Annotated in this window: 17 protein-coding genes and 1 tRNA gene; 4 read left to right on the forward strand and 14 right to left on the reverse strand. The window is 38.7% G+C overall.

Annotated elements, in window-relative coordinates:
* Positions 1–236: 236 nt before the first annotated feature.
* The 14 genes from MgSA37_RS12235 to MgSA37_RS12300 all read right to left on the reverse strand — a co-directional run bounded on the left by MgSA37_RS12235 (position 237) and on the right by MgSA37_RS12300 (position 16,587).
* Positions 237–1,385, reverse strand: a complete 1,149-nt coding sequence (locus tag MgSA37_RS12235; protein ID WP_096352259.1) for a DegT/DnrJ/EryC1/StrS family aminotransferase — start codon at positions 1,383–1,385, stop codon at positions 237–239.
* 12 nt (positions 1,386–1,397) lie between these two features.
* Positions 1,398–2,003, reverse strand: a complete 606-nt coding sequence (locus MgSA37_RS12240; RefSeq protein ID WP_197706129.1) for an acetyltransferase — start codon at positions 2,001–2,003, stop codon at positions 1,398–1,400.
* Positions 2,000–2,608 (reverse strand): sugar transferase, encoded by a 609-nt coding sequence (locus MgSA37_RS12245; RefSeq protein ID WP_096352260.1) that lies wholly within the window; start codon positions 2,606–2,608, stop codon positions 2,000–2,002. Before MgSA37_RS12245 ends, MgSA37_RS12240 begins: the two co-directional genes overlap by 4 nt.
* A complete protein-coding gene (locus MgSA37_RS12250) occupies positions 2,609–3,751 on the reverse strand; it encodes a glycosyltransferase family 4 protein (protein ID WP_172885318.1) in 1,143 nt (380 codons plus the stop codon).
* Between the two features lie 114 nt (positions 3,752–3,865).
* On the reverse strand, positions 3,866–4,840 hold the full coding sequence (locus MgSA37_RS12255; RefSeq protein WP_096352263.1) for a glycosyltransferase family 2 protein: 975 nt from the start codon (positions 4,838–4,840) through the stop codon (positions 3,866–3,868).
* A gap of 65 nt (positions 4,841–4,905) precedes the next feature.
* Positions 4,906–6,153: a right-handed parallel beta-helix repeat-containing protein gene (locus tag MgSA37_RS12260; protein WP_096352265.1), complete on the reverse strand. Its 1,248-nt coding sequence runs from the start codon at positions 6,151–6,153 to the stop codon at positions 4,906–4,908.
* A 32-nt stretch (positions 6,154–6,185) separates the two neighbouring features.
* Positions 6,186–7,340, reverse strand: coding sequence for a glycosyltransferase family 4 protein (locus tag MgSA37_RS12265; protein WP_096352266.1), 1,155 nt, complete (start codon positions 7,338–7,340; stop codon positions 6,186–6,188).
* Positions 7,337–8,776 (reverse strand): O-antigen polymerase, encoded by a 1,440-nt coding sequence (locus MgSA37_RS12270; protein ID WP_157750551.1) that lies wholly within the window; start codon positions 8,774–8,776, stop codon positions 7,337–7,339. Before MgSA37_RS12270 ends, MgSA37_RS12265 begins: the two co-directional genes overlap by 4 nt.
* Before the next feature lie 78 nt (positions 8,777–8,854).
* Positions 8,855–10,333, reverse strand: a complete 1,479-nt coding sequence (locus MgSA37_RS12275; RefSeq protein WP_096352270.1) for a lipopolysaccharide biosynthesis protein — start codon at positions 10,331–10,333, stop codon at positions 8,855–8,857.
* Positions 10,334–10,429: 96 nt separating this feature from the next.
* Entirely contained in the window at positions 10,430–11,425 is a 996-nt protein-coding gene (locus tag MgSA37_RS12280) for an SDR family oxidoreductase (RefSeq protein ID WP_096357441.1), read from the reverse strand.
* 30 nt (positions 11,426–11,455) lie between these two features.
* Positions 11,456–12,760, reverse strand: coding sequence for a nucleotide sugar dehydrogenase (locus MgSA37_RS12285; RefSeq protein WP_096352271.1), 1,305 nt, complete (start codon positions 12,758–12,760; stop codon positions 11,456–11,458).
* A gap of 46 nt (positions 12,761–12,806) precedes the next feature.
* Positions 12,807–15,182: a GumC family protein gene (locus tag MgSA37_RS12290; RefSeq protein ID WP_096352273.1), complete on the reverse strand. Its 2,376-nt coding sequence runs from the start codon at positions 15,180–15,182 to the stop codon at positions 12,807–12,809.
* 23 nt (positions 15,183–15,205) lie between these two features.
* Positions 15,206–16,051, reverse strand: a complete 846-nt coding sequence (locus tag MgSA37_RS12295; RefSeq protein WP_096352274.1) for a polysaccharide biosynthesis/export family protein — start codon at positions 16,049–16,051, stop codon at positions 15,206–15,208.
* Between the two features lie 462 nt (positions 16,052–16,513).
* A tRNA-Pro gene (locus MgSA37_RS12300) sits at positions 16,514–16,587 on the reverse strand.
* 661 nt (positions 16,588–17,248) lie between these two features.
* Between MgSA37_RS12300 and kduI the strand changes: the two genes are divergently transcribed.
* From kduI to MgSA37_RS12320, 4 genes are all read left to right on the forward strand, one after another.
* Positions 17,249–18,079, forward strand: coding sequence for a 5-dehydro-4-deoxy-D-glucuronate isomerase (kduI, locus tag MgSA37_RS12305; RefSeq protein ID WP_096352276.1), 831 nt, complete (start codon positions 17,249–17,251; stop codon positions 18,077–18,079).
* A gap of 4 nt (positions 18,080–18,083) precedes the next feature.
* A complete protein-coding gene (locus tag MgSA37_RS12310; RefSeq protein ID WP_096352277.1) occupies positions 18,084–18,899 on the forward strand; it encodes an SDR family oxidoreductase in 816 nt (271 codons plus the stop codon).
* A gap of 81 nt (positions 18,900–18,980) precedes the next feature.
* Positions 18,981–20,309: a Gfo/Idh/MocA family protein gene (locus tag MgSA37_RS12315; RefSeq protein ID WP_096352279.1), complete on the forward strand. Its 1,329-nt coding sequence runs from the start codon at positions 18,981–18,983 to the stop codon at positions 20,307–20,309.
* An 89-nt stretch (positions 20,310–20,398) separates the two neighbouring features.
* Positions 20,399–21,766, forward strand: a complete 1,368-nt coding sequence (locus tag MgSA37_RS12320) for a 3-keto-disaccharide hydrolase (protein WP_096352280.1) — start codon at positions 20,399–20,401, stop codon at positions 21,764–21,766.
* Positions 21,767–21,810 lie beyond the last annotated feature (44 nt).

Here is a 21,810-nt window from a genome sequence, read left to right on the forward strand (position 1 = left end):
ATAAGCAATAATGTATAAGTAATTAAGCCTTTTTTTAGACACTTTAGATTTGATCAGCCAGCGATGAGTCGTCTGAGGGTAGGGTAAAAGATAAAAAAGAATTTTTGCAACCATGCAAACAGCAGCTTTTTAAGATTGAAGAGAAGATATTATGTTCCCTGTTTCACAGGGTTAGCAGAACTCTAACCGATCCCACTATAAACGATGCCTTGAGGGACCGTAGCCTTTTTGAAAATTTAAGCAAAGGCGGACTTTTTTTTATAAGCGGATGTTATGATTCTTATTACCCTCTCAAGAGATTCCTGAGTGAGGTTTGAACCTGATGGCAGGCATAATCCATTGTTAAAGAGTTTTTCGCTTATCCCATTTATATACGAAGGGTGATTTTTAAAAACCGGTTGCAAATGCATGGGTTTCCACAAGGGCCTTGATTCAATGTTCTCTTCTTCTAATAAAAGGCGCAGGGTTTCCCTTGTAATATTATCTGCTTTGTCTGGGTCAATAGTTATGGCCGTTAACCAACGGTTACTAAAATGGCCCTCTGGCTCCCGCAGAAAATCAATACCAGGTAAGCCTGCAAGATTTTTCAGATAAAATTCGAAGATGCTTCTCCGCTGCTTTATCCGATCGGTTAAAACCTGCATTTGCCCCCTGCCGATACCAGCTGAAACGTTGCTTAAACGATAATTATAGCCTATTTGCGAATGCTGGTAATGGGGGGCCTTATCACGGGCCTGTGTTGCTAAATACCGAGCCTGTAAGATGAATTTTTCTTGATCTGATATTAATGCACCACCACCGCTTGTTGTGATAATTTTGTTCCCATTGAACGACAAAACACCCATAGCTCCAAAAGTTCCCGCTTTTTTACCATTAATGGTCGACCCTAAAGCCTCTGCGGCGTCTTCCAAAACGGGTATGTTATATCTTTGGGCTATTTTTATTATTTGTTCCATTTTAGCAGGCATTCCATAAAGGTGAACCGGCATAATCGCTTTTGGCTTTTTGCCTTTGGCTATCCTGTCTTTTATAGCCAATTCCAACAATTCAGGGCACATATTCCATGTTTGAGACTCGCTGTCAACAAACACGGGCGTAGCCCCTAAATAAACAATTGGATTGGCAGTAGCTGAAAAAGTAAAACTTTGGCAAATAACTTCGTCGCCCGGGCCAACACCTAACAAAATTAAACCAAGGTGTAATGCAGCGGTTCCTGAGCTTAATGCTGCTGCATATTTTGATCCTGTAAAGGCTTCCAGGTCGTGTTCAAATCCATTTACGTGAGGGCCCAATGGCGCTATCCAGTTTGTATCAAAAGCCTCTTTCACAAAACTAAATTCCTCACCACCCATGTGCGGACTTGAGAGCCATATTTTTGGTTTCATGTTAATTTGTTTTTAATAATTGTATTTAATGATTTTACCCGGATTACCGACTACAACTGCGTAATCGGGTACATCATCAATGATTACAGCACCGGCGCCTATAGTTGCCCATTTACCGATTTTGATATCTTGTATTACACATGCTCCTATACCAACATGGGCACCTTCGCCAACCATCGTTTTTCCAGCCAAAGCGGCATTTGGCGATATATGTGCATAATCTTCAATAATACAATCATGATCAATAGTGCAGTTGGTGTTTAAAATTACATGCCTGCCAACGACTGCGTTGCAATTAACAGTAACAGCGGCCATTATTACCGTTCCTTCTCCAATTGAAGCCCGTGGTGATAAATTGGCTGACGGATGTATAGCCTGGCCGTAATTTACTTTGATTTCGCCAGCACGTTTTTTGCGGATTTCGTTTTTGCCGATGCATATAATCATCTTAAAATCTGTAGCTGATTCATTGGCGGGAATAAACTGAGAAACAGGATAGCCAAGCAAACTTTTTATTTCGGTGTTTACATCCAACAGCCCGGCAATTTCTTTTTTCTGTCGTTCCAGTATTTCAATAACCACTTTTGCATGTCCGCCTGCGCCGTATAGGTAAATCATATATTATCTCCTTTAAATTTATGCATCGTTACGTGGCCCTTATGGCTGATTCCTTCGCGTTTAAATACCTTCGCAAAGGTCATCCAAACGATTTTTACGTCAAGCCAAAAAGTTAAATGGCTTGTATACCAAACATCATATTCAAATTTCTGGCCCCAATTTATCAAATTGCGCCCGTTTACCTGGGCCCAACCCGTAATTCCGGGACGCACATCGTGCCTCTTTTTTTGATTTGCATTGTATAGTGGCATGTACTCTGTTAAAAGCGGGCGCGGTCCAACCAGGCTCATATCTCCTTTAATAACATTCAGTAACTGCGGTATTTCATCTAAGGAAGTATTCCGTATAATACGGCCCAGATGTGTTATTCTGCCTGCATCTGGTAAGAGATTCCCCTCCTTATCTTTTGTATCATTCATGGTTTTGAATTTTATCAATTTAAAGGGTTTACCACCTTTTCCCGGGCGCAGCTGGAAAAAAAACGGGGTGCCGGCATTTGTTAAGAATAAGATAACAATTAATATAAGTATAAAAGGAAACAGGATCAATACAGCAAATATTGAAAGCCAGACGTCAATTAATCGCTTAAAAAAATTCTTATACATTCAATTTCTAAAAAGTCCTTTATAAAATTCTAACCATTCCCCGGAAATATTAGCCGCCGAAAAATTACCGGTGACGAATCTCGCCCCATTTTCGCCTAAATATTTCCGCAGTTCGGGTGATTGAATTAGTTTTCTCATTTGATCGGATAAAGAGCGGATATTTCCCGCCTCGTGCCTTAACCCCGTCTCATTTTCAATAATAGTATCCATTAATCCATAAGTGTCACTGCAAATAACAGGAAGCCCCAGCAATGACGCCTCTAGCACACTTGTACCAAAACCTTCCCTGTAACTTGGCATGCAAAATATGTCAACCGCTTGCAAAATAATTTCGGGCTTGGGCGTTGGGCCATAAAAAATTACCGAATTGCTGTCGTTTATTATTTGTTGTACCTGTGGAATGAGATTTTCTTCATCGTTCCCGATAAGTAAAAGTTTAGGATCGGGATAATCATCCTTTAAAGCCTTAAAGGCACTCGCCAAATCCAAAATCCCTTTGTCCTTGTTTAGCCTTCCTAAAAAACCAAATACGATATCTGTGTCTTTTAACGATAACTCGTTTCTTATGTTTTTCCTGGTTGAAGCTCTCGGGTTAAATCGATTTGTATCTACGCCACTAATTGACCCTTTACCCAAAACTTGCGAGTTTGAATCCATGATAATATGCTTACTGATCAGAAAAGATCTCTGGGCCTCACCGTCTACCAGAATATGGGTTGACCATCTGACAATTAGCTTGTCCAGATAAATTAAAAGCTTTTTCATGGTGCCTTTTTTATTATACCAAACCTGCCCGGTAAAAATATGCACACGGTTTTTAACTCCAGCCATATACGCGGCTGTCATGGCAAGTAACCCTGCTTTTGGGGTTACAGCGTGTACGGCATCAAATTTGTTCGCTCTAAAATACTTTTGTAAAGAGATCAGCGCTTTCAAATCGCTCACAGGATTAATGGCTCTTAATATTTTTATATTGCAAACAGTAAAATCGGCTAATTGGGATAAAATTAAAGTGTCATGTTGATGGTCAAAATTGGCAACAACGTATATATCAAATTCCGCTTTTAGTACTTTAAAATGGTTTAATAAAAAAGCTTGTATAGTTAGGGGAGAAGAAACCACAAAACAAATTTTCTTTCTCACAATCATAAGTATTAATTATATGATTACCACCCATTCAATTATAGCCGATAAGGGCCTCTAAGCGGTATCTAATAAAGGTCTGCAAAGTTGTGCGCAAAAAAATGATCAACCTCATTATATATACCGGCATATTCTAAATAAATAAAAGTGTTTTAAAAAAAGGTTTCTGAACAGTTCTTTTTTTAAGTCATATATCCGATGATTAATAAAAAAAATATCATTTTTTATCAATTCACTTTTTAAATTTTCAAATGCAATATAGCGTGCCCGACTTTTAAATAACTGAAAAAACAAAGTAGCAGTCAAATAGCTTAACCGTTGTTCGAAATATTCCGATACCTGTTTGGTTTCTTTATTGGGTTGTTTTTTAAAAAAATCGAGCACCAGCTTCATCACCTTTGCAATGTCGTCCCTCATCTTTGCACTTCTGCGATTATCAACATTCCTGGTAATGGAATCCGGTGATTGGTAAAACTGTGCTGCAATTAATTTAATACCAAATACCTTTTGAGCGACATAAAATACCCGGGTATTAAATTCATAATCCTCTATATACAATCGTTCAACAAAAAGAAGTCCATTTTGCAATAAAAAACTTCTGTTATATAATTTGTTGCAGGCTGAATCCATATAGCGATATTTTTTGTAATAGTCGATCCCATTATAAATTTTATCGGACGACAAAGATTCGGTGTACACAATTTTATTTTTTTCGCCAATGCCCTGGGCGCCAAATTCCAAAACATCTACCGCATATTTTTCTGCTACATCAAATAACTGTGCCAGCATGCCGGGTAAAAACCAATCATCGGCATCCCAAAAAACCAGGTACTTGCCTGAAGCGTTCAAAATACCAGTATTCCTGGCGCCGCCTAAGCCTTTGTTTACCGGATGGCTTATAATTCTTGCATTCGAATGGTTTTGAATAAGATTTGCGGCGATAGTTTTGCTGTCGTCGGGCGATTGATCATCTACCAAAATAACTTCGAATGAATCTTCCTCCAGGTTTTGCTGATAAACAGATGCTATGCACTTATTTAAAAATTGCGCTACGTTGTACATCGGTATGATGACGCTGATCTGAATCATGATTTAATTAATAATAATGCAGTAAGGGAATTTTGATTATTCGACATATTAATTACTCCTTCAAATTACTCCACGAAGATCCTCCTATCGTAATTTAGTTGGGTTTTCATATCAGATATCCCGTCATTATCTATGTTATTGTTTTTAAAGATAGATGTGTTTTTAAACTTAACATCTATCATGCTCACATTATTTGGCACTTTGTAAACTTGAAATCCTTTCTTTTTACTGTTTTTCCAAATGGGGTTTAACACGTTGATTTGACCGGTTATAGGAGGTCCGGTATTCTTATCTGCCAAATTAATTGCCAAGCCAAAGCCAATAGCGGAGCCTTCATCAAGGTGATTGTTTATACTGATGCTAACCTGTTGGGGTGCATCACCTCTAAGTCCATGTAAAGAGACTACGATACCATGCATAGCACTATTAAAAGTAAACGCGTTATCAATTCTTATATTTTTTATCACATCGGCATTCGTATTCGGCTCAATGTCAATACCGCTCATTGGCATCTGACCAGCGGTATTAGATATAATTGGTCTTATTAAGTGTACTCCATCGGCGCATGTTATTGAAAGGCCGTTGCGCCTGTTATTATCTAACTCGGCGTAAAATATGGTTATATTTCTATCCACTGCATTATTCTGTCTTCCAAGATAGATGCCATCACCCCAACATTTTGATACTTTAGGATTAACTACCAATATTTTTGTTGAACCGGAAATTGAAATCCCCATTCCCCACTGTCCGTTGCCTGAATGTAAATCCCTGTCACCCTGCACTACCGGAAAATACAAGTTAACATTGGTGGCATTATAAATACGTAGTATCTGGTATGCAGGTAAGCCATTTGCCTGTAAAACCAGTTTAGAGTATTTTCTGAATATAACTGTGCTATTGCTTATTAGTGATAATCCTAAATGATTTACAAGAACTGGAAAATTTGGAAACATAACAATACTGTTGGCATTGATACCCTTTTGTAATTGTTCAGTATAATCAACTGATCCATCTTTTACATAGTTTGGAGGTAAACTACTTGTCAGATCGTAAGCGCGACTTGATAGAAAGTCCGCTTTTTTGCGATAGGGTAATAAGGCATTGGATTCTTTAATTTCATCTTTAGGGACGTTTTTATATATCCAATTTGCTTCCTGACCTTTGCAATTGGATGTGACAATAAGCAGGGAGAACAAAATTTGCATAATTGATATGCACAGTTTGTAAGAATTTTTCATAGGACTCATTTTTTGAGGAAAAAGATTTTTGCTTTTTTTCCACGTCGTTAAAAAATTAAGCGGCTCGATTTGCATTTAGCTGATAAAGTGCAAGATGTTTATCCTCATTATTTTGTTTTGAAAATATTATTAAAACTATCCTTCTGTATATCTTCATTAAAAGAGCTTTTAATTAATTTAAAAGCATTATCCGTCAAAAAATTGTACAGTTCTTTATCTTTTGCTAATAATTCAATATAGTTTACATATTCATCTACGCTATTAAAATTTGTGATTAAACCAGTGAATTTATGTAATATATAATCGGTAACGCCTCCTACTGCGTTTGCAATAACCGGTTTCTTAAGCGCCATACTTTCCATAATCACCCGCGGTAGCCCTTCGGTAGACGATGGATGAATCAGGATATCACAGGCTCTGAAATAGGGTATCACGTTGGGGTTGTTTTCAATAATCAGCACCTGGTCGTCTAATGCATATTCTTTAATTAAATTTAAAATATGTTTGTAATAATTTGACGAGGCTGCACCTTTATAGATTAAACCGGTGATAATCAGCTTAAATCTAAACCCCTTTAATTTTAAAACTTTTGCTACTTCAATTGAAATGTGAATCCCTTTATCAGGTAAAAACCCTCCCGAATGTAATATTTTTAGGGAGCCGTCTGCATTGTCTATTTCTTCGACAGCGTGAGGAAGCTCGTCCGGGTTTATTGCATTGTGCACCACATAAATATTTTCCAGCGCAGCTAATTTTCCGGCAAAAATGGCCTGTCGCGTAGCTTCAGCAACGCAAACGTATTTATCAACTAGCAGTTTATATAAAAAACGATCTTTGAAATTAATCTGATCAGGAAGAAACCAGCCCCGGGCAAATAAGATAGTCTTAAATTTTTTATTTCTGAACAGGAATAGAAGTGATAGTACTTTAGAGTTATTTATGATAACCTGGTCTGCATCAAACTCACTAATGATTTTTTGAACTTTTGAGCGTAATTTAATCCAGTGAGGGAAGAATTTTACCAGGTTTAAAAGGTTATTTAATTTGTTTGCAGATCCGTTAATTATAAACGGCGCCTGTCTCGGCATAGCAATGTTCAAATTTATTTTTTTGTCATTTACAGTATTAACAAATGGTTTACAGGAGCCATAAGTATCTAAGATCAAAACTTCGTGATCGGAGGAAAGACGTTCGGCTAATTCGACGGTACTGATTCGGGCCCCACCAAAATCTTGCACCATTTCTAAAAAAATAATTTTCATCTTATTGATCTTTTTTTATATCCCTTTAAAATAAATGGTAAATAGGTAAATAACCATACATAAGTATATTTACTTAATGAATATAAAATGGTACTGCGGGATATGTAAATACTGAATGAAAACACAAGGAAAACAAGGATCACCAAGTAAATTGGAGGAAATACTTTTGAAAAAGCCACGAGTTCAAGTTTTCTTGATAGGTATCCAAAAGTAAAAAACACAATAATTATCCCTGTATATCCAAAATCGAGGAAAGTATCAGCTATACAACTTGAACCAACACCCCAGGTTGGAAACCGGCCCAAATCAGCCCATGTTAAAAATTGTGGGGAATCAGTAAATTGCTTTGGAATATTAAAAAGAGATATAAATGCTCCTTTTAGCATAGGTACTAGCAACATTGCATCTTGTATGAAAAAAAGACCATAAAAATGAGGCAAAGTAGCTGGCACTTTTTCAACAGCTAAATGAACAGTCCTTACTGAACCAGCGAGTTCTTTAGTACCGACGGAAAAAGAGCTGGGATAATAACTGTCAAGGCTATTACTTGAAACGTTGGTAATTTTATCAAATAGCTCAATATTATTGTCCTGTTGCCTTATTAACCCCAAAACAGTAATGAAAAACATCCCGGAAAACAAAAGAACTAGCAAACTAGGTATTGCAATTTTGTATTTGGTTACATAAATATAACCAAATACAAATGCTAACGAGCAATACATGATAGGCCCTCTATCACCACTAAATATTACTGCTGTTAAATAAATAATCAGAAGAAATGCCGTATGTCTTAGATGTATAAAATATTGCAAAAATGATATATTAGTCTGTTTTGTCAGAATAAGGTTCCTGCAATTAATTATTATTATAGCATAGATATTGGCTTCAAAAATAAACGCAAAAAGTTGCGCGCTGCTTCCGATATCTGCAGCACCATAATTGCCGGTTAAATATTCTTTATTGACAGTTGCGAAAAAGAGTATTAATAAAATAAAAGCCAAAATATTTAACCCCATTGTTTTTAAATAGACAGGTTTAATATCTTTCATGACATTTACAGCTTTCAAATTCACACTATAGCCCAAGAGGTAACAAACAAAGCCTGTAGAGGATACTACTAAAGCTTTGCAAACTGTTGTTGGGTCGATCCAGAGGAAAATGTTGTTTGGGGTTAGGTTGCCAAGCAATAAATCAATGTAAGCCTGAAAATGTACAATGATGAAGCCGATTAAAAATAAATAAGATATCCGTATATATTGTTTTTTGATTATGCGGTTGTTTTCCTTTCTTAAAAAGAAAAAAGAAAGTAATGAAACCAGATCAATGATTAATACTTCCATCATAAAAGATTCATCCATATTTTTAGGGATGAGATCAAACAAATAAACTATCACCATGACAAAAATGCATATTGATAGAATGATCTTATTTTTCATAAATCGGGTTCAACCATAAGGATAATTATCAAATTGGTAATCATAGATAAATTCTTAGAAACTGATCATTCACAATAATTAATTTGTATTATAATTCTTGCTAAACTGTTTAAAGTTTACCCCTTTGATAATATGCCGGATTTCATTTAAAACGGATAATCGTAATAAAAAGCTAATGCCAGTATAAAAGAAAAGATAGATTATTGAAGTCAATAAAATGGTAAGACTATCAGAGCTGATGTAATAATGAATAACGAGTAAAAATAAGCCTTTACATGCTGCTGCTGCGAAACCACCAACTAAAATAATCGGCATAATATTTAACAACTGATCTTTTAAAGGATAACTAATAAGTTTACCGGCATAAAAACCATTTACCAACCCGTGAAAAATCATACTAAAAACTGATGCACTTATTATTCCCCATAAACCGAAGTAAATTAAAGGGATAAGCACCAGGGTAGAAACGCCTTTCTTAATTAACTCCGCTTTAAAATGAATATCACTCCTGCCTTTTGCCGGAATAATAGTAATGTTAAACATGCTATAAGGGTAAATTATGGCACTAATACAAAGCACCTGGAAGTAAGGGGTCGCCGGCGACCATTTATTTGTGAGGAGAATACGAAATAAAGGATCGGCAGCAAGGGCCAGTATTATCATTATAGGGGTAACGCCAAAAAATACAAGTAAAGTCAGCCTTTTATAAACAAGCTTAAGTTTTTCATTATTGTTTTGCAAGGCCGAAAACATTGGATAAGTAACCTTTAATAACGCGGTTGACAAATTTGCCGTAGGAAACATACTTAATGTATTTGCCTGGTTATAAAATCCTAATTGTGTAACTGAAAATAACTTACCTATTACCACTGTATATAAATTATAATATAAACTTGTAACTAATCCGGATAAAGTAAGTTTATAGCCAAAGGAAAAATGATATTTTAACTTTTCCTTATTAAGCCGTGGGGAAGGAAACCAATTTGAACGAAACCAATGCTGGATCATAAAAAGAAAAGAACGCACTAAATTCATCCAAACGAGGCTCCAAACACCATACCCCTGCATTGCAAGTGCGATCCCAACAATCCCACCTACTAAAACAGATGGTATTTGCATATACATTTGCAATTTAAAATTCATTTCCTTCGTAAGCTTTGTAGTTTGCACAGCTACTAAGGCCTGAATAATAAAACTTAGTGTATATATGCGAACAATGGGGCTTAGAATTGGCTGGCTATAAAAATGACCAATACCAGGAGCCAATAAAAATACTAGGCCATAAATACCTATACTACAAAACAGGTTTATGAAAAACACGGTAGAATAGTCATCTTGGTCGGGGTTTTCAGTACGAATAAGCGATGAGGCCATTCCGCCGTCTAATAAAGTATTGCCGACAGATAAAAAAATTTGAAGCATAGCAATAAGGCCGAACATTTGAGGAAGCAAAATTCTTGCTAAAAGAATTTGTACTCCCAAATTAATCGCCTGAACGCTTAACTGCTGGCTAAAAGTCCAAAATACACCTAAAAAAGCTTGCCTTTTAAGACTCATTTATTATTATAAGTAATTATTGATATTTACATTTTTGCACAATCAAAAAATTTGGTTAAGTATAAAGGGCGAGGCATGGTTTATTGTTTACCATAATCAGCCAGAAATATTGATCTTATCATTATACCATTTTATTGCTGAATTAAGTCCCTCTAAAACACAAACTTGAGGCTTATAGCCAATTAAAAGTAGCGCTTTGCTTATATCGGCAAGGCTATGTTTAACATCACCTTTTCGCTCTTCTCTATATTTTGGCTTGATATCGTTTCCGGTAATGCTGGCTATCCTGTCCCACAATTGGTTTAAGGTTGTACGTTCACCAAATGCAATATTCATCACTTCATGCTTGTCAATACGTCCAAGCAGCATTGCCTTTATATTTGCCTGTACTACATTTTCAACAAAAGTAAAATCGCGGCTGGTTTCCCCGTCACCGTTAATAAAGGGAGACTCGCCCTTTAAAGCCGTTTCAATAAAAAGAGGTATTACAGCAGCATACGGGCCGTTAGGGTTTTGGCGGGGGCCAAATACATTAAAGTATCTTAAACCTATGGTATGAAAATTATAGTTTTTTGAAAATACTGATGCATACAACTCATTAACATACTTGGTTACAGCATAAGGAGAGAGCGGGCTGCCAATTTTATCTTCAACTTTAGGCAAGCCGGGATGATCACCGTAAGTGCTTGAACTGGCAGCGTACACAAAGCGTTTAACTTCAGCATCGCGTGCAGCGACTAACATATTTAAGAAACCTGATATATTAACCTCATTTGTGGTGATCGGATCATTTATAGACCGGGGCACCGATCCTAACGCGGCCTGCTGCGAAACAAAATCAATTCCCTTAACTGCTTTTTTACAGGTTTCAAGGTCACGTATATCTCCTTCCAGCAATTCAAAGGACGGGTTTGATTTAAATTCTTCAATATTAGCGTGTGAACCGGTAGAGAAGTTGTCAAGTATTCTAACCTTTGCGGCGCCGTATTTTAATAAATACTCCACCAGGTTCGAACCGATAAACCCTGCTCCACCAGTAACCAAAAAGCTGTATTGGCTCAAATCTTCACTATGATAACGTGTTTCGTACATTTTAATTTGCATTTATTGCGTTAAATAAAATTACAAACGGCCATCTATTATATTTTTGGGCAATATGCCTTTTACGTCATAAATCACCCTTTTTTCTTTGCATAATTTTCGCACATCTAAATTTTTAAATTCTTTGTGTGCAACAGCTAATATGACCGCATCAAAATCAGCAGCATATCCAAGCTCCCTAACTGAGTCGCATCCATATTCATGTTTTACTTCGGCCGGGTCCGCCCAGGGATCAAAAACAGTAATATTGACTTCGTATTGCTTCAATGTTCGCAAAATATCAACCACTTTGGTGTTACGCACATCAGGACAGTTCTCTTTAAAAGTGATGCCTAAAATAAGAATCTTTGCCCCCCTTATCGGCATGTCCTTCTTAACCATGAGCTTAATTACTTCCTGTGCAATATATTCGCCTATTCCATCATTTAAACGGCGGCCGGCTAAAATAATCTCAGGATGATACCCAGCTTCCTGCGCTTTTTGTGCTAAGTAATAGGGGTCTACACCAATGCAATGCCCGCCCACCAATCCTGGCCTGAAATTCATGAAATTCCATTTTGTCCCGGCGGCCTGTAAAACGTCCTCGGTATCAATCCCCAGGCGGTTAAATATCTTTGCCAGTTCATTTACAAATGCGATATTGATATCCCGCTGCGAGTTTTCTATCACTTTAGCTGCTTCAGCTACTTTTATTGATGTTGCCTTAAAAGTTCCGGCGGTAATAACAGACTTATAAATTTGATCAATTATTTCGGCCGCTTCCGGTGTTGAACCGGATGTCACCTTTAAAATCTTTGAAACCGTATGTTCTTTATCACCAGGGTTAATACGTTCGGGCGAATAACCTGCAAAAAAATCAATATTGAATTTTAAGCCTGAAGATTTTTCAAGGATAGGAACACATTCATCTTCAGTAACGCCGGGGTAAACAGTTGATTCGTATACAACAATACTTCCTTTTTTTAATACTTTTCCTACGGTCTCACTGGCTTTATACAAAGGTGTCAGGTCAGGACGGTTATTCTTATCTACAGGCGTTGGCACGGTTACTATATATATATCGCAATCTCTAATGTCATCTAAAACATTACTGCAGTATAGTCCAATTTTTGGGGAATTTTCTGTTTTTATTACTTCTTTTAACAGTTCATCGCTAACTTCTAAAGTCCGGTCAAACCCATTGTTAAGTTCTGTTATTCTTAATAGCTTCAGGTCAAATCCAATAACCCGGTATTTTTTTGCAAACTCAGCGGCCAGCGGTAAGCCGACATATCCAAGTCCAATAACACCAATTTTAAACTGCTGGTAATTAATTTTATCTTCCATTTTGCTATATAATTAAAAAATGTTCGTTTAAGGCAGTGCGATAAGCTCAATCATGTGATTTTTTCTTTATTAACTTCTTAAAAAAAGATTGCTTTTTAGGATCGTCCTGGTAATAACCACCGCCACCATAACCATAACCATAGCCATATCCGTAACCATAGCCATAACTATAGCCATAAGCGCTTTGCATGTCAATAGCGTTCAGAATAATATTCATGTTATTGAACTTCCTGGTGCGGTAGAGCTTATCAATTGTATTTATCTGGCTTTTAGCGGTGTAGTTATGGCGCACAATAAATAGTGTGAGATCAGCATAGGCACCCAATATCTGTGCATCTGTAACCAAACCAACAGGTGGGGTATCCAAAATGATATAGTCAAAATCCCGTTTAAGCTCCTCAATGAGCTTTGAAACCCGGCCATTAACCAGCAGTTCGGCCGGGTTGGGGGGGATGGCACCGCTGGTTATGATATAATAATTTTCCTGTAAAGCTATTGGTTTCAGTATATCCTTGTAATTTACTTTACCAATTAAGTAGTTTGATAAGCCCTGGATATTATCAATACCCAAGCCACTGTGTAATTTAGGCTTACGTAAGTCCATTTCCAAAATCACCACTTTTTTACCTGACATGGCTAAACTGGCGCCAAGGTTTAGTGAAACAAATGATTTTCCTTCACCGCTGATGCTGGATGTGACCAAAATTATTTTTTGATTTTCCAGAGGAATAACAAATTGCAGGTTAGTACGTAACGCTCTGATCTGTTCGGCAACAATAGAACGAGACTTGTTAACTATCAATAAAGCATCCTTGCCGTCTGAACGCGAGATTTCAGCGATTACCGGGATATTTGTAGCCTGCTCAATATCAAGCTTACGGTTGACCCTGAAATTTAATAATGCCTTAAAGTAAATAATACCTCCGGGCAAAATAATTCCCGCGATTAAAAAGGCAATATAAATCAGATTTTTTATTGGTTTTACAGGGTACTTACTGCTCGTTGCCGGATCAATAGTTCTGCTATCTGCCACGCCCGAAGCAAGTTGCATGGCAGTTTCTTCGCGCTTTTGTAATAAATAAGTGAATAAGGCATTTTTAATATCCTGCTGACGCATTACATCCAGTAATCCCCGCTCAATGGTTGGAACCTTTCTAATAACAGATTCGAATTGGTTATTTTTACCCTGCAGTTGCTGCCTGGTTATTTCCAATCCTTTTTTTAAGTTTTGAACCGATACCTGTATGGCGCTTTTTAATGAATTAATCTGGTCGGTAAATGTAGTAACCAATGGGTTTGTTTCGGGCACCGTTTGCAGTAAACTGAGTTTTTTGAGTTGAGTTTCTCCAAGCTGAGAAACCAATCCTAATAAGGTAGGGTCCGCAATCCCCAAAAGGGAGGGTAATGCTGACGGCTGGTCATCATTTTTTCGTAAATAGTTTTCAAGGTTTTTCAGCACGCTGAGCTGGATCAAAACCTTGTTTAGCTCTGTATCGTTATCCTGCACCCCTTGCAGGAATATTTTCGATTCTGCGCTAATATCAGTTATACGATTTGTTGATTTATACTGCTCGACGCTTTTTTCGACTGTACTGAGCTCTGCTGCTATTCCATCAAGCCGGTCGGTAATAAAGGTTAGGGTTTTTGAAGTTTCCTTATTCTTATCTTCCAAAGCGGCCATATTATATTCTTCAACCAGCCTGTTCAAAAAATCCTGTCCCCTTTGTGGAATGGCGTCCTCCATGGTAATAATTAAGGAAGTGGCCTCCTTGCTAACCGGATTTATTTTTAGATTATTGGCATATTGTTCAATGATATCAGCCATATCATTAAATTTAACACTAAGCGTTTGGGAAAATAAACCTTTCCCGGTTGGCTCAATCAAAATCATTCCGGCCTCCGTTTTGACCGGTATATTTACAGCATATTTTTTACCACTAACCTTAACTTCCGCTGCATTTAATAATTGTATTGTTAAAATAGTTTTGTAAGCGTTGCCACTCGGTTGCAATAATTCGACATCGAATGGCTTATCTTCATAAACTTCCCTTTCCGGTATACTTTCTGTGTTGATATACGAAGTTTGTAATTTTAGTGCGCTTACCACTTTTTTCAAAATGGTTTTGGATTTTAAGATCTGTATTTCATTATCGATAATCTTACCGGACGAAAAAATGTCAAGGTCTTTAAGCAGATCGCTTTGCCCGCTCATTTTATTCTTATTGTCTTTAATCAGCAGATCAGTTTCGATTTTATATAATGGCGTTGAAAGCTTTGCATAAATATATCCCAGTATTAGAAAAAGGATGACAGAGGTAACAAACCATTTCCAGTGCCTTAGGTATTTGAAAAGTGTTTCCCGTAAATCAGGCCCATTATTATCCTGTTCTATATTTCCATCAGTATCATCAATAGTATCCATTTGTAACAATACAAGTAATTGGTTTAAAGCTTTATGTGACTATAACTAAAAATAATAGCAATGAATGATAGTGCGCTCAATATTATAGGTAAAATCTGGTAGGTTTTATCCGTTTGGGCAATTCTGCCTTTTCCGGGTTCAACATAAATAACATCATTTGAGTGCAGATAATAATAAGGCGAACTGTAAAGCTCCCTGCTATTTAAGTTAACGTGGCCGAACTCTTTTTTGCCGTCATGCTCGCGGATAACGAGCACATTATCTCTTTTTCCGAAAATAGTAAGGTCGCCGGCCATGCTCAGGGCTTCCGGTAGAGTGATTTGTTCATTCGGTATCACATAGACGGAGGGACGGGCAACCTCGCCCATAATTGATATTTTATAATTCAGGAACCTTACATTTACCGTAGGCTCTTTTAAATATGTCACCAGGCGTTTTTTTAATATTACCCTTAATTGTGACGTACTAAGGCCCGACACTTTTATTGAACCGATAAGCGGGATTTCAATGATGCCCGCTGAGTCTACCAGGAACCCGGGCGCTGCGGGTTGTGAGATGGCAGCAGGAGCTCCTCCGCCTCCGGTATTTCCTCCAGTCGGATTGTCTGAAGCTACAGGCATCGTAGAATATGGATTGAAAAAGCTGCTCGCCATTGGGTTCAATGACCCCACTGAAATGGATAGTATGTCGCCTGTTTGAATCTTGGGTACAAAGGCCTGTGCAACAGTAATGGTATCATGATCCTGGCTTCCCTTTTGGAAATAAGCAATTTGCTTTTGATCCACACAGGACGACATCATAAAAGCGATAGCGGTAAAAATTAAAATGGCAGGGTAAATTGCTTTTAAGTGCTTAGTGCTGTAAAACATTATCATTGTGGTTAAGTATCGCTAGATCAAAAGTAAACCCATTAAACTGCCTTAAAAATGATAGGAGTGGTGTATTAAAGATGACTTCCGTCATATTTGATAAGCGGAAGGTTTAATTAATGAAGGGATATTATGATGGGGATGCGGGGCGTAAAATTAGGAATAAGGCAGGGGGGTAGTAGTTGTTGTCGCCTGATTAGGGGCTACTATTTGAGTGAGGACCTATGCTAGGGGGTATACAGAAAAATGTTTTTTTCATGTCAGCCGGTTACAGATTTTAGTGCTCCGGGCCGGGGAGCAGGGTTTTCAGGTTAATTCTTTCTTCCTCTTTAGACTAGCAAATATATATGCTTAATTTTTTATTCCCCCAACTTTTCGTCATGACCCATCCTTATTCTGCTTGATCCAGTACTTCTGGAAAACAAGAAAGGCCCTTATAATTAAATAAGAGCCTTTTTGCAGTCGGGGTGGCAGGATTCGAACCTGCGGCCTCCACATCCCAAATGTGGCGCGATACCGGGCTACGCTACACCCCGTCGGGGCTGCAAAAGTAAGATTTTAATCTTTCTCCGCAAATCTTTTTTTAATAAAGTTTTAATTGGACGTTTTTTCAGGCAGAAATGTGAATAAACAGCCAATTGTTAAAAAAAGCAAGGCATTTTTTAGCATGATTAAGGTTAGGTGTGTTAGATAATTTTAAATACGCGTTGTTACACTCCATTTAATTATCATCATTGCAACGGCAACGGTAATAACCAACCCGAGAAAAACAAGTATCCAATATAAAAATGTTCTCATTAGCATACAGGAAATTTATCAAATCTCACCAAAGTTAATAAAATATTAACGGATAATATTGACCACGATCACTTTGATGAAAAATATTAAAACGCTTTTTGGGGTAAAATCAGCACATGTCAAAATATTTACCAATACTATTTATCTGCAGCGCCTTATAAAGTAACAATATAATTATTTATTAATTCTTTCGTCAAGATCCTGTTTATCCATTTTTTTTGATTTGTAAGTGTTTTAATACGTTAATATCAACAAAAAATTAACCTATTGTAAAAACTATTTTACCGGATTTTGTAATGGTAAATGATACCTTTGATTTATGGTTAAGGAATTTGATTTATTAACTATCTTATTAAATCAACCGCAACCTTTACAAAAACTATAACCAATACATAAAAATTGAAAGTTCTGCATAGCGTTCATGCCGCTGATTTTAAAAGTTACGATACTGCCTTGATCAGGGAGCGGTTTTTGATCGATCAAATCGTCTCAAAAGATACCGTCAATTGCGTTTATACCCACTACGACCGGATGATAGTGGGTGCAGCCAACCCCGTAACCGAACAACTTGAGCTCGGTAATTATTTTAACCTTAAAGCTGAATATTTTTTAGAGCGGAGGGAGATCGGGATTATTAATGTGGCTGGTGATGGGTTAGTTACTGCCGATGACAAGTCTTTCAACCTGAAAAAATTTGATTGTATTTACATCGGTAAAGGTGTAAAACGGGTTGCATTTACCAGTAAAAAAAGCGAAACACCAGCGGTGTTTTATTTCCTTTCTGCCCCGGCGCATACCAGTTATCCGGTAAGGCTCATGACAATGGAAGAGGCCGCGAAAGTAGATGCAGGAAGCCTAGCTACCGCAAATTTACGTACAATTAACAAATATATCCATGAAGATGGTATTAAAAGCTGCCAGTTGGTGATGGGACTTACCACTTTGCAACCTGGTAGTGTATGGAATACTATGCCGGCGCATACCCACGACAGGAGGATGGAGGCCTATTTTTATTTCGACCTGCCGGCCGGGCAAAAAATAATGCATTTTATGGGCGAAGGGCATGAAACAAGGCTCATCACCCTAAATAATTACGAGGCGGTGGTTTCGCCGCCATGGAGTATTCATTCGGGTTGTGGTACGCACAATTATAACTTTATTTGGGGCATGGCTGGAGAGAACATGGATTATACGGATATGGACCCGATTTCAATAACAGATTTAAGATAAAAATATGTCCAACCAATTTTCATTAGAAGGAAAAGTAATTGTAGTTACCGGCGGTACCGGTATTTTAGGTAATGCCTTTGTAAACGGCATTGTTGCAGCAGGTGGCACTGTTGGGATATTAGGCAGAAAAAAAGAAGTTGCCGAAGAACGGGCAGATCACATCAATGCAAATGGCGGTAAAGCAATTGCTTTGGTAGCCGATGTTTTAAATGCAAATGAACTTATCGCCGCAAAAAATAAAATCCTGGATGCTTTTGGCAGGTTGGATGGTTTGGTTAATGGCGCCGGTGGTAATATGCCTCAAGGAGTTTTACAGCCTGATGAAGACATTTTCAGCATGAACCTGGAAGGAATGAAACAAGTGCTTGAGCTGAATTTATGGGGCACACTTTATCCAACTCAAGTATTTGGTGAGGCCATTGCCAAAACAGGTAAGGGGAGTATCGTAAATATTTCCTCGATGAACTCAAAAAGGGCCATCACCAAAGTACTTGGCTATAATATGGGCAAAGCGGCAGTTGACTGTTATAACCAATGGTTTGCCGTTGAACTGGCTAACCGTTATGGTGATGCTATCCGGATGAACGCACTGGCCCCGGGCTTTTTCCTCACCGAGCAAAACAGGAATTTATTAACCACACCTGAAGGCGGTTATACCGAAAGAGGCGAAAAGGTGATCCGCAATACTCCGTTTAAACGCTTTGGCCACCCTGATGAGTTAATAGGTGCATTGGTTTGGCTGTTAAGCGATGCCTCGGCATTTGTAACCGGGTCAATGATTTGTGTGGATGGCGGGTTTTCAGCGTTCGCCGGGGTCTAATTGGTTCACTTGTTCATTAGTTTATTGGTTGAACCTTTCTAACCTTTACAACGAGTACAACTATTCTAACTAAACATAAACATGGATCGTCGTAAATTTATTCAAAGCACATCGGTAGCCGGAACAAGTTTCCTGCTTGCGCCGCAATTTGGTAAGGCCGCAGGGTTTTTCAAAGGGTCTCCTAATGAAAAAGTGGTGATCGGTATGATGGGTACCCATAGCAGGGGAGCCTACCTTGCTCAAAACTTCGCCAAAATTCCCAATGTGGAGATAGGCTATATCTGCGACGTGGATTCGAATGTGGTGGATAAAACCACAAATGATCTTTATAAGCAAACCGGCAAAAAACCGCAGGGTATAACGGATATTCGCCGTCTCCTTGAGAAAAAAGACGTAGATGCTATTGTGATAGCGGCGCCCGACCACTGGCATGCCCCGGCAACCATAATGGCTTGCCAGGCAGGTAAGCATGTTTATGTAGAGAAGCCCTGCAGCCATAACCCGCATGAAGGGGAAATGGCCGTAGCAGCTGCTAAAAAGTATAATAAACTGGTGCAGATGGGCAGCCAGCGCCGTTCGTTCTCTAACGTACAGGGCATGATAAAGGAATTGCACGATGGCATTATCGGTCGCGCTTATTATGCGAAAGGATGGTATACCAATCACCGGGCAAGCATTGGTATTGGTAAAGTGGTACCTGTGCCGGCAAATCTGGATTATGAGCTTTGGCAGGGTCCGGCGCCACGCAAGCCTTATCAAGATAATCTGATCCACTATAACTGGCACTGGTTCTGGAACTGGGGCACAGGCGAAGCTTTAAATAACGGCACCCACGAGCTGGACGTGATCCGCTGGGGCCTGGGTGTTGATTTTCCGAATAAAGTGGTTTCAACCGGCGGCCGTTTTCATTTTAAAGATGACTGGCAAACGCCTGATACACAAAATATCCTTTATAATTTCCCAAATGACACTGCAGCCGAATGGGAGGGAAGAAGCTGCAATGGCTTTAATATAGAAGGCCTTGGCCGCGGGGTGATTTTTTACGGCGATAAAGGAACCATATTTTACCAGGGCGGCAACGGCTACACGGTTTATGATGGCGATAATAAACTGGTAAAAGAAGTTAAAGACGACGTAGTGGTTGATGCCACCAATAAGGTGAGCCCTACAGAAGCGCTCGACGGCATGCACATGAAAAACTTTGTGGATTCGGTTCGTGGCGTTGCACAATTAAATTGCCCGATTGAAACAGGCTTTAAATCTACCTTGCTGCCTCAACTGGGTAATATTTCTTACCGGGTTGACAGGGTGTTGCATATCGACCCTACTAACGGCCATATTTTGAACGACCCTGAAGCGATGAAACTTTGGCACAGGGAATATGAAAAAGGGTGGGAAGTGAAAGTGTAGATAAAAAGTTGCGAGGCACGAAGCAATCGCGAACTATGCATAAAAGTGATTTTATATAAGACAATAATATCAATGCTGAATAGAACATTATGAGAAGATCAGGATCAATTGCTTTAATTATACTGTTTATTGCTGCCACCACATCGATCTGCCTGGCGCAAAGCACCCCATCCTTGTTTGACGGGAAAACCCTAAAGGGCTGGAAACGCCTCGCAGGTACAGCGGACTATAAAGTAGAGGATGGCAACATCGTAGGTACAACAGTTCTTAACTCCGGCAATACTTTTTTGGTGACTGAAAAGGAATATGGCGATTTTATCCTTGAGCTGGATACAAAAATTGAAAGCCCGTTAAGCAATTCGGGCGTACAGGTGCGTAGCCATTTTGACCCTGCGGGAAATAACGGGAAAGGCAAAGTTTATGGCAGGCAGTTTGAGATTGACCCTTCGGACAGGAAATGGTCGGGGGGCATATATGATGAGGGCCGCAGGGACTGGATTTACCCGCTCGATCTTAATGCTAAAGCAAAAGATGCTTTTAAGGTGGGTATTTATAACCATATCCGCATTGAATGTATTGGCAATGAGATGCGCACCTGGGTAAATGGCACTGCCGTTGCTGATGTGATTGATACAGTTGACAATAAGGGCATTATCGGTTTGCAGGTTCACGCGGTAACCACGCCGGATCAGGCGGGCAAAAAAGTGTATTTTAAAAATCTGCGCATTCAAACTAAAAATTTAAAGTTTAAAGCGTTCCCTAAAGATATTTATACTGTAAATTATCAAACAAATACCCTTTCGCCGCATGAGCAGCAAAGCGGATGGAGATTGTTGTACGATGGCCATACATCCAATGGCTGGCGCGGAGCAACGCTAAAAACTTTCCCGCCAAAGGGCTGGCTTTATGCGGACGGTACCTTGCATGTGTTGCCCTCCGAAGGAAAAGAAGAATCAGGCGGCGGCGACATTGTTACGGATAGCCTCTATGGCGCTTTTGATCTTTCTTTTGAATTTAAAATTACACCGGGCGCCAACAGCGGGGTAAAATACTTTGTGACTTTATCCGAAGTAACCAAAGGCTCAGCAATCGGCCTGGAATACCAGGTATTGGATGATGCGCTGCACCCCGATGCTAAGCTGGGCCGCAATGGTGACCGTACACTGGCGTCACTATATGATTTGATCCCCGCAAACAAACCTGCCCGTTTTGTAAGGCCTGTAGGCGCATGGAATACAGGGAGAATCGTTGTTTATCCCAACAATCATGTAGAACATTACCTTAATGGCATCAAAGTATTGGAATATGAACGCGGCTCAAAAGAGTTTGAGGACCTGGTTAAAATAAGCAAGTATGTGATCTGGAAAAACTTCGGCGAAGCTAAAGAAGGACATTTATTATTGCAGGATCATGGTAACGAGGCCTGGTTCAGAAGTATAAAAGTGAAGCGGCTATAGTCTGAACTCGAATTTTTGGAATTGCCGGAATTTTTAGAATTGCT

This window comes from Mucilaginibacter gotjawali (genome assembly GCF_002355435.1).
In the GTDB taxonomy this organism is placed as follows: domain Bacteria; phylum Bacteroidota; class Bacteroidia; order Sphingobacteriales; family Sphingobacteriaceae; genus Mucilaginibacter; species Mucilaginibacter gotjawali.

Bases quoted from the DNA above. Each gene is read 5' to 3' on its own strand.
- MgSA37_RS12270 (WP_157750551.1), bottom strand. From the start codon at position 8,776: ATGAAAAATAAGATCATTCTATCAATATGCATTTTTGTCATGGTGATA.
- MgSA37_RS12275 (WP_096352270.1), bottom strand. From the start codon at position 10,333: ATGAGTCTTAAAAGGCAAGCTTTTTTAGGTGTATTTTGGACTTTTAGC.
- MgSA37_RS12280 (WP_096357441.1), bottom strand. From the start codon at position 11,425: ATGTACGAAACACGTTATCATAGTGAAGATTTGAGCCAATACAGCTTT.
- MgSA37_RS12260 (WP_096352265.1), bottom strand. From the start codon at position 6,153: ATGCAAATCGAGCCGCTTAATTTTTTAACGACGTGGAAAAAAAGCAAA.
- MgSA37_RS12295 (WP_096352274.1), bottom strand. From the start codon at position 16,051: ATGTTTTACAGCACTAAGCACTTAAAAGCAATTTACCCTGCCATTTTA.
- MgSA37_RS12315 (WP_096352279.1), top strand. From the start codon at position 18,981: ATGGATCGTCGTAAATTTATTCAAAGCACATCGGTAGCCGGAACAAGT.
- MgSA37_RS12245 (WP_096352260.1), bottom strand. From the start codon at position 2,608: ATGTATAAGAATTTTTTTAAGCGATTAATTGACGTCTGGCTTTCAATA.
- MgSA37_RS12255 (WP_096352263.1), bottom strand. From the start codon at position 4,840: ATGATTCAGATCAGCGTCATCATACCGATGTACAACGTAGCGCAATTT.
- MgSA37_RS12265 (WP_096352266.1), bottom strand. From the start codon at position 7,340: ATGAAAATTATTTTTTTAGAAATGGTGCAAGATTTTGGTGGGGCCCGA.
- MgSA37_RS12290 (WP_096352273.1), bottom strand. From the start codon at position 15,182: ATGGATACTATTGATGATACTGATGGAAATATAGAACAGGATAATAAT.
- MgSA37_RS12310 (WP_096352277.1), top strand. From the start codon at position 18,084: ATGTCCAACCAATTTTCATTAGAAGGAAAAGTAATTGTAGTTACCGGC.
- MgSA37_RS12240 (WP_197706129.1), bottom strand. From the start codon at position 2,003: ATGATTTACCTATACGGCGCAGGCGGACATGCAAAAGTGGTTATTGAA.
- MgSA37_RS12285 (WP_096352271.1), bottom strand. From the start codon at position 12,760: ATGGAAGATAAAATTAATTACCAGCAGTTTAAAATTGGTGTTATTGGA.
- MgSA37_RS12320 (WP_096352280.1), top strand. From the start codon at position 20,399: ATGAGAAGATCAGGATCAATTGCTTTAATTATACTGTTTATTGCTGCC.
- MgSA37_RS12235 (WP_096352259.1), bottom strand. From the start codon at position 1,385: ATGAAACCAAAAATATGGCTCTCAAGTCCGCACATGGGTGGTGAGGAA.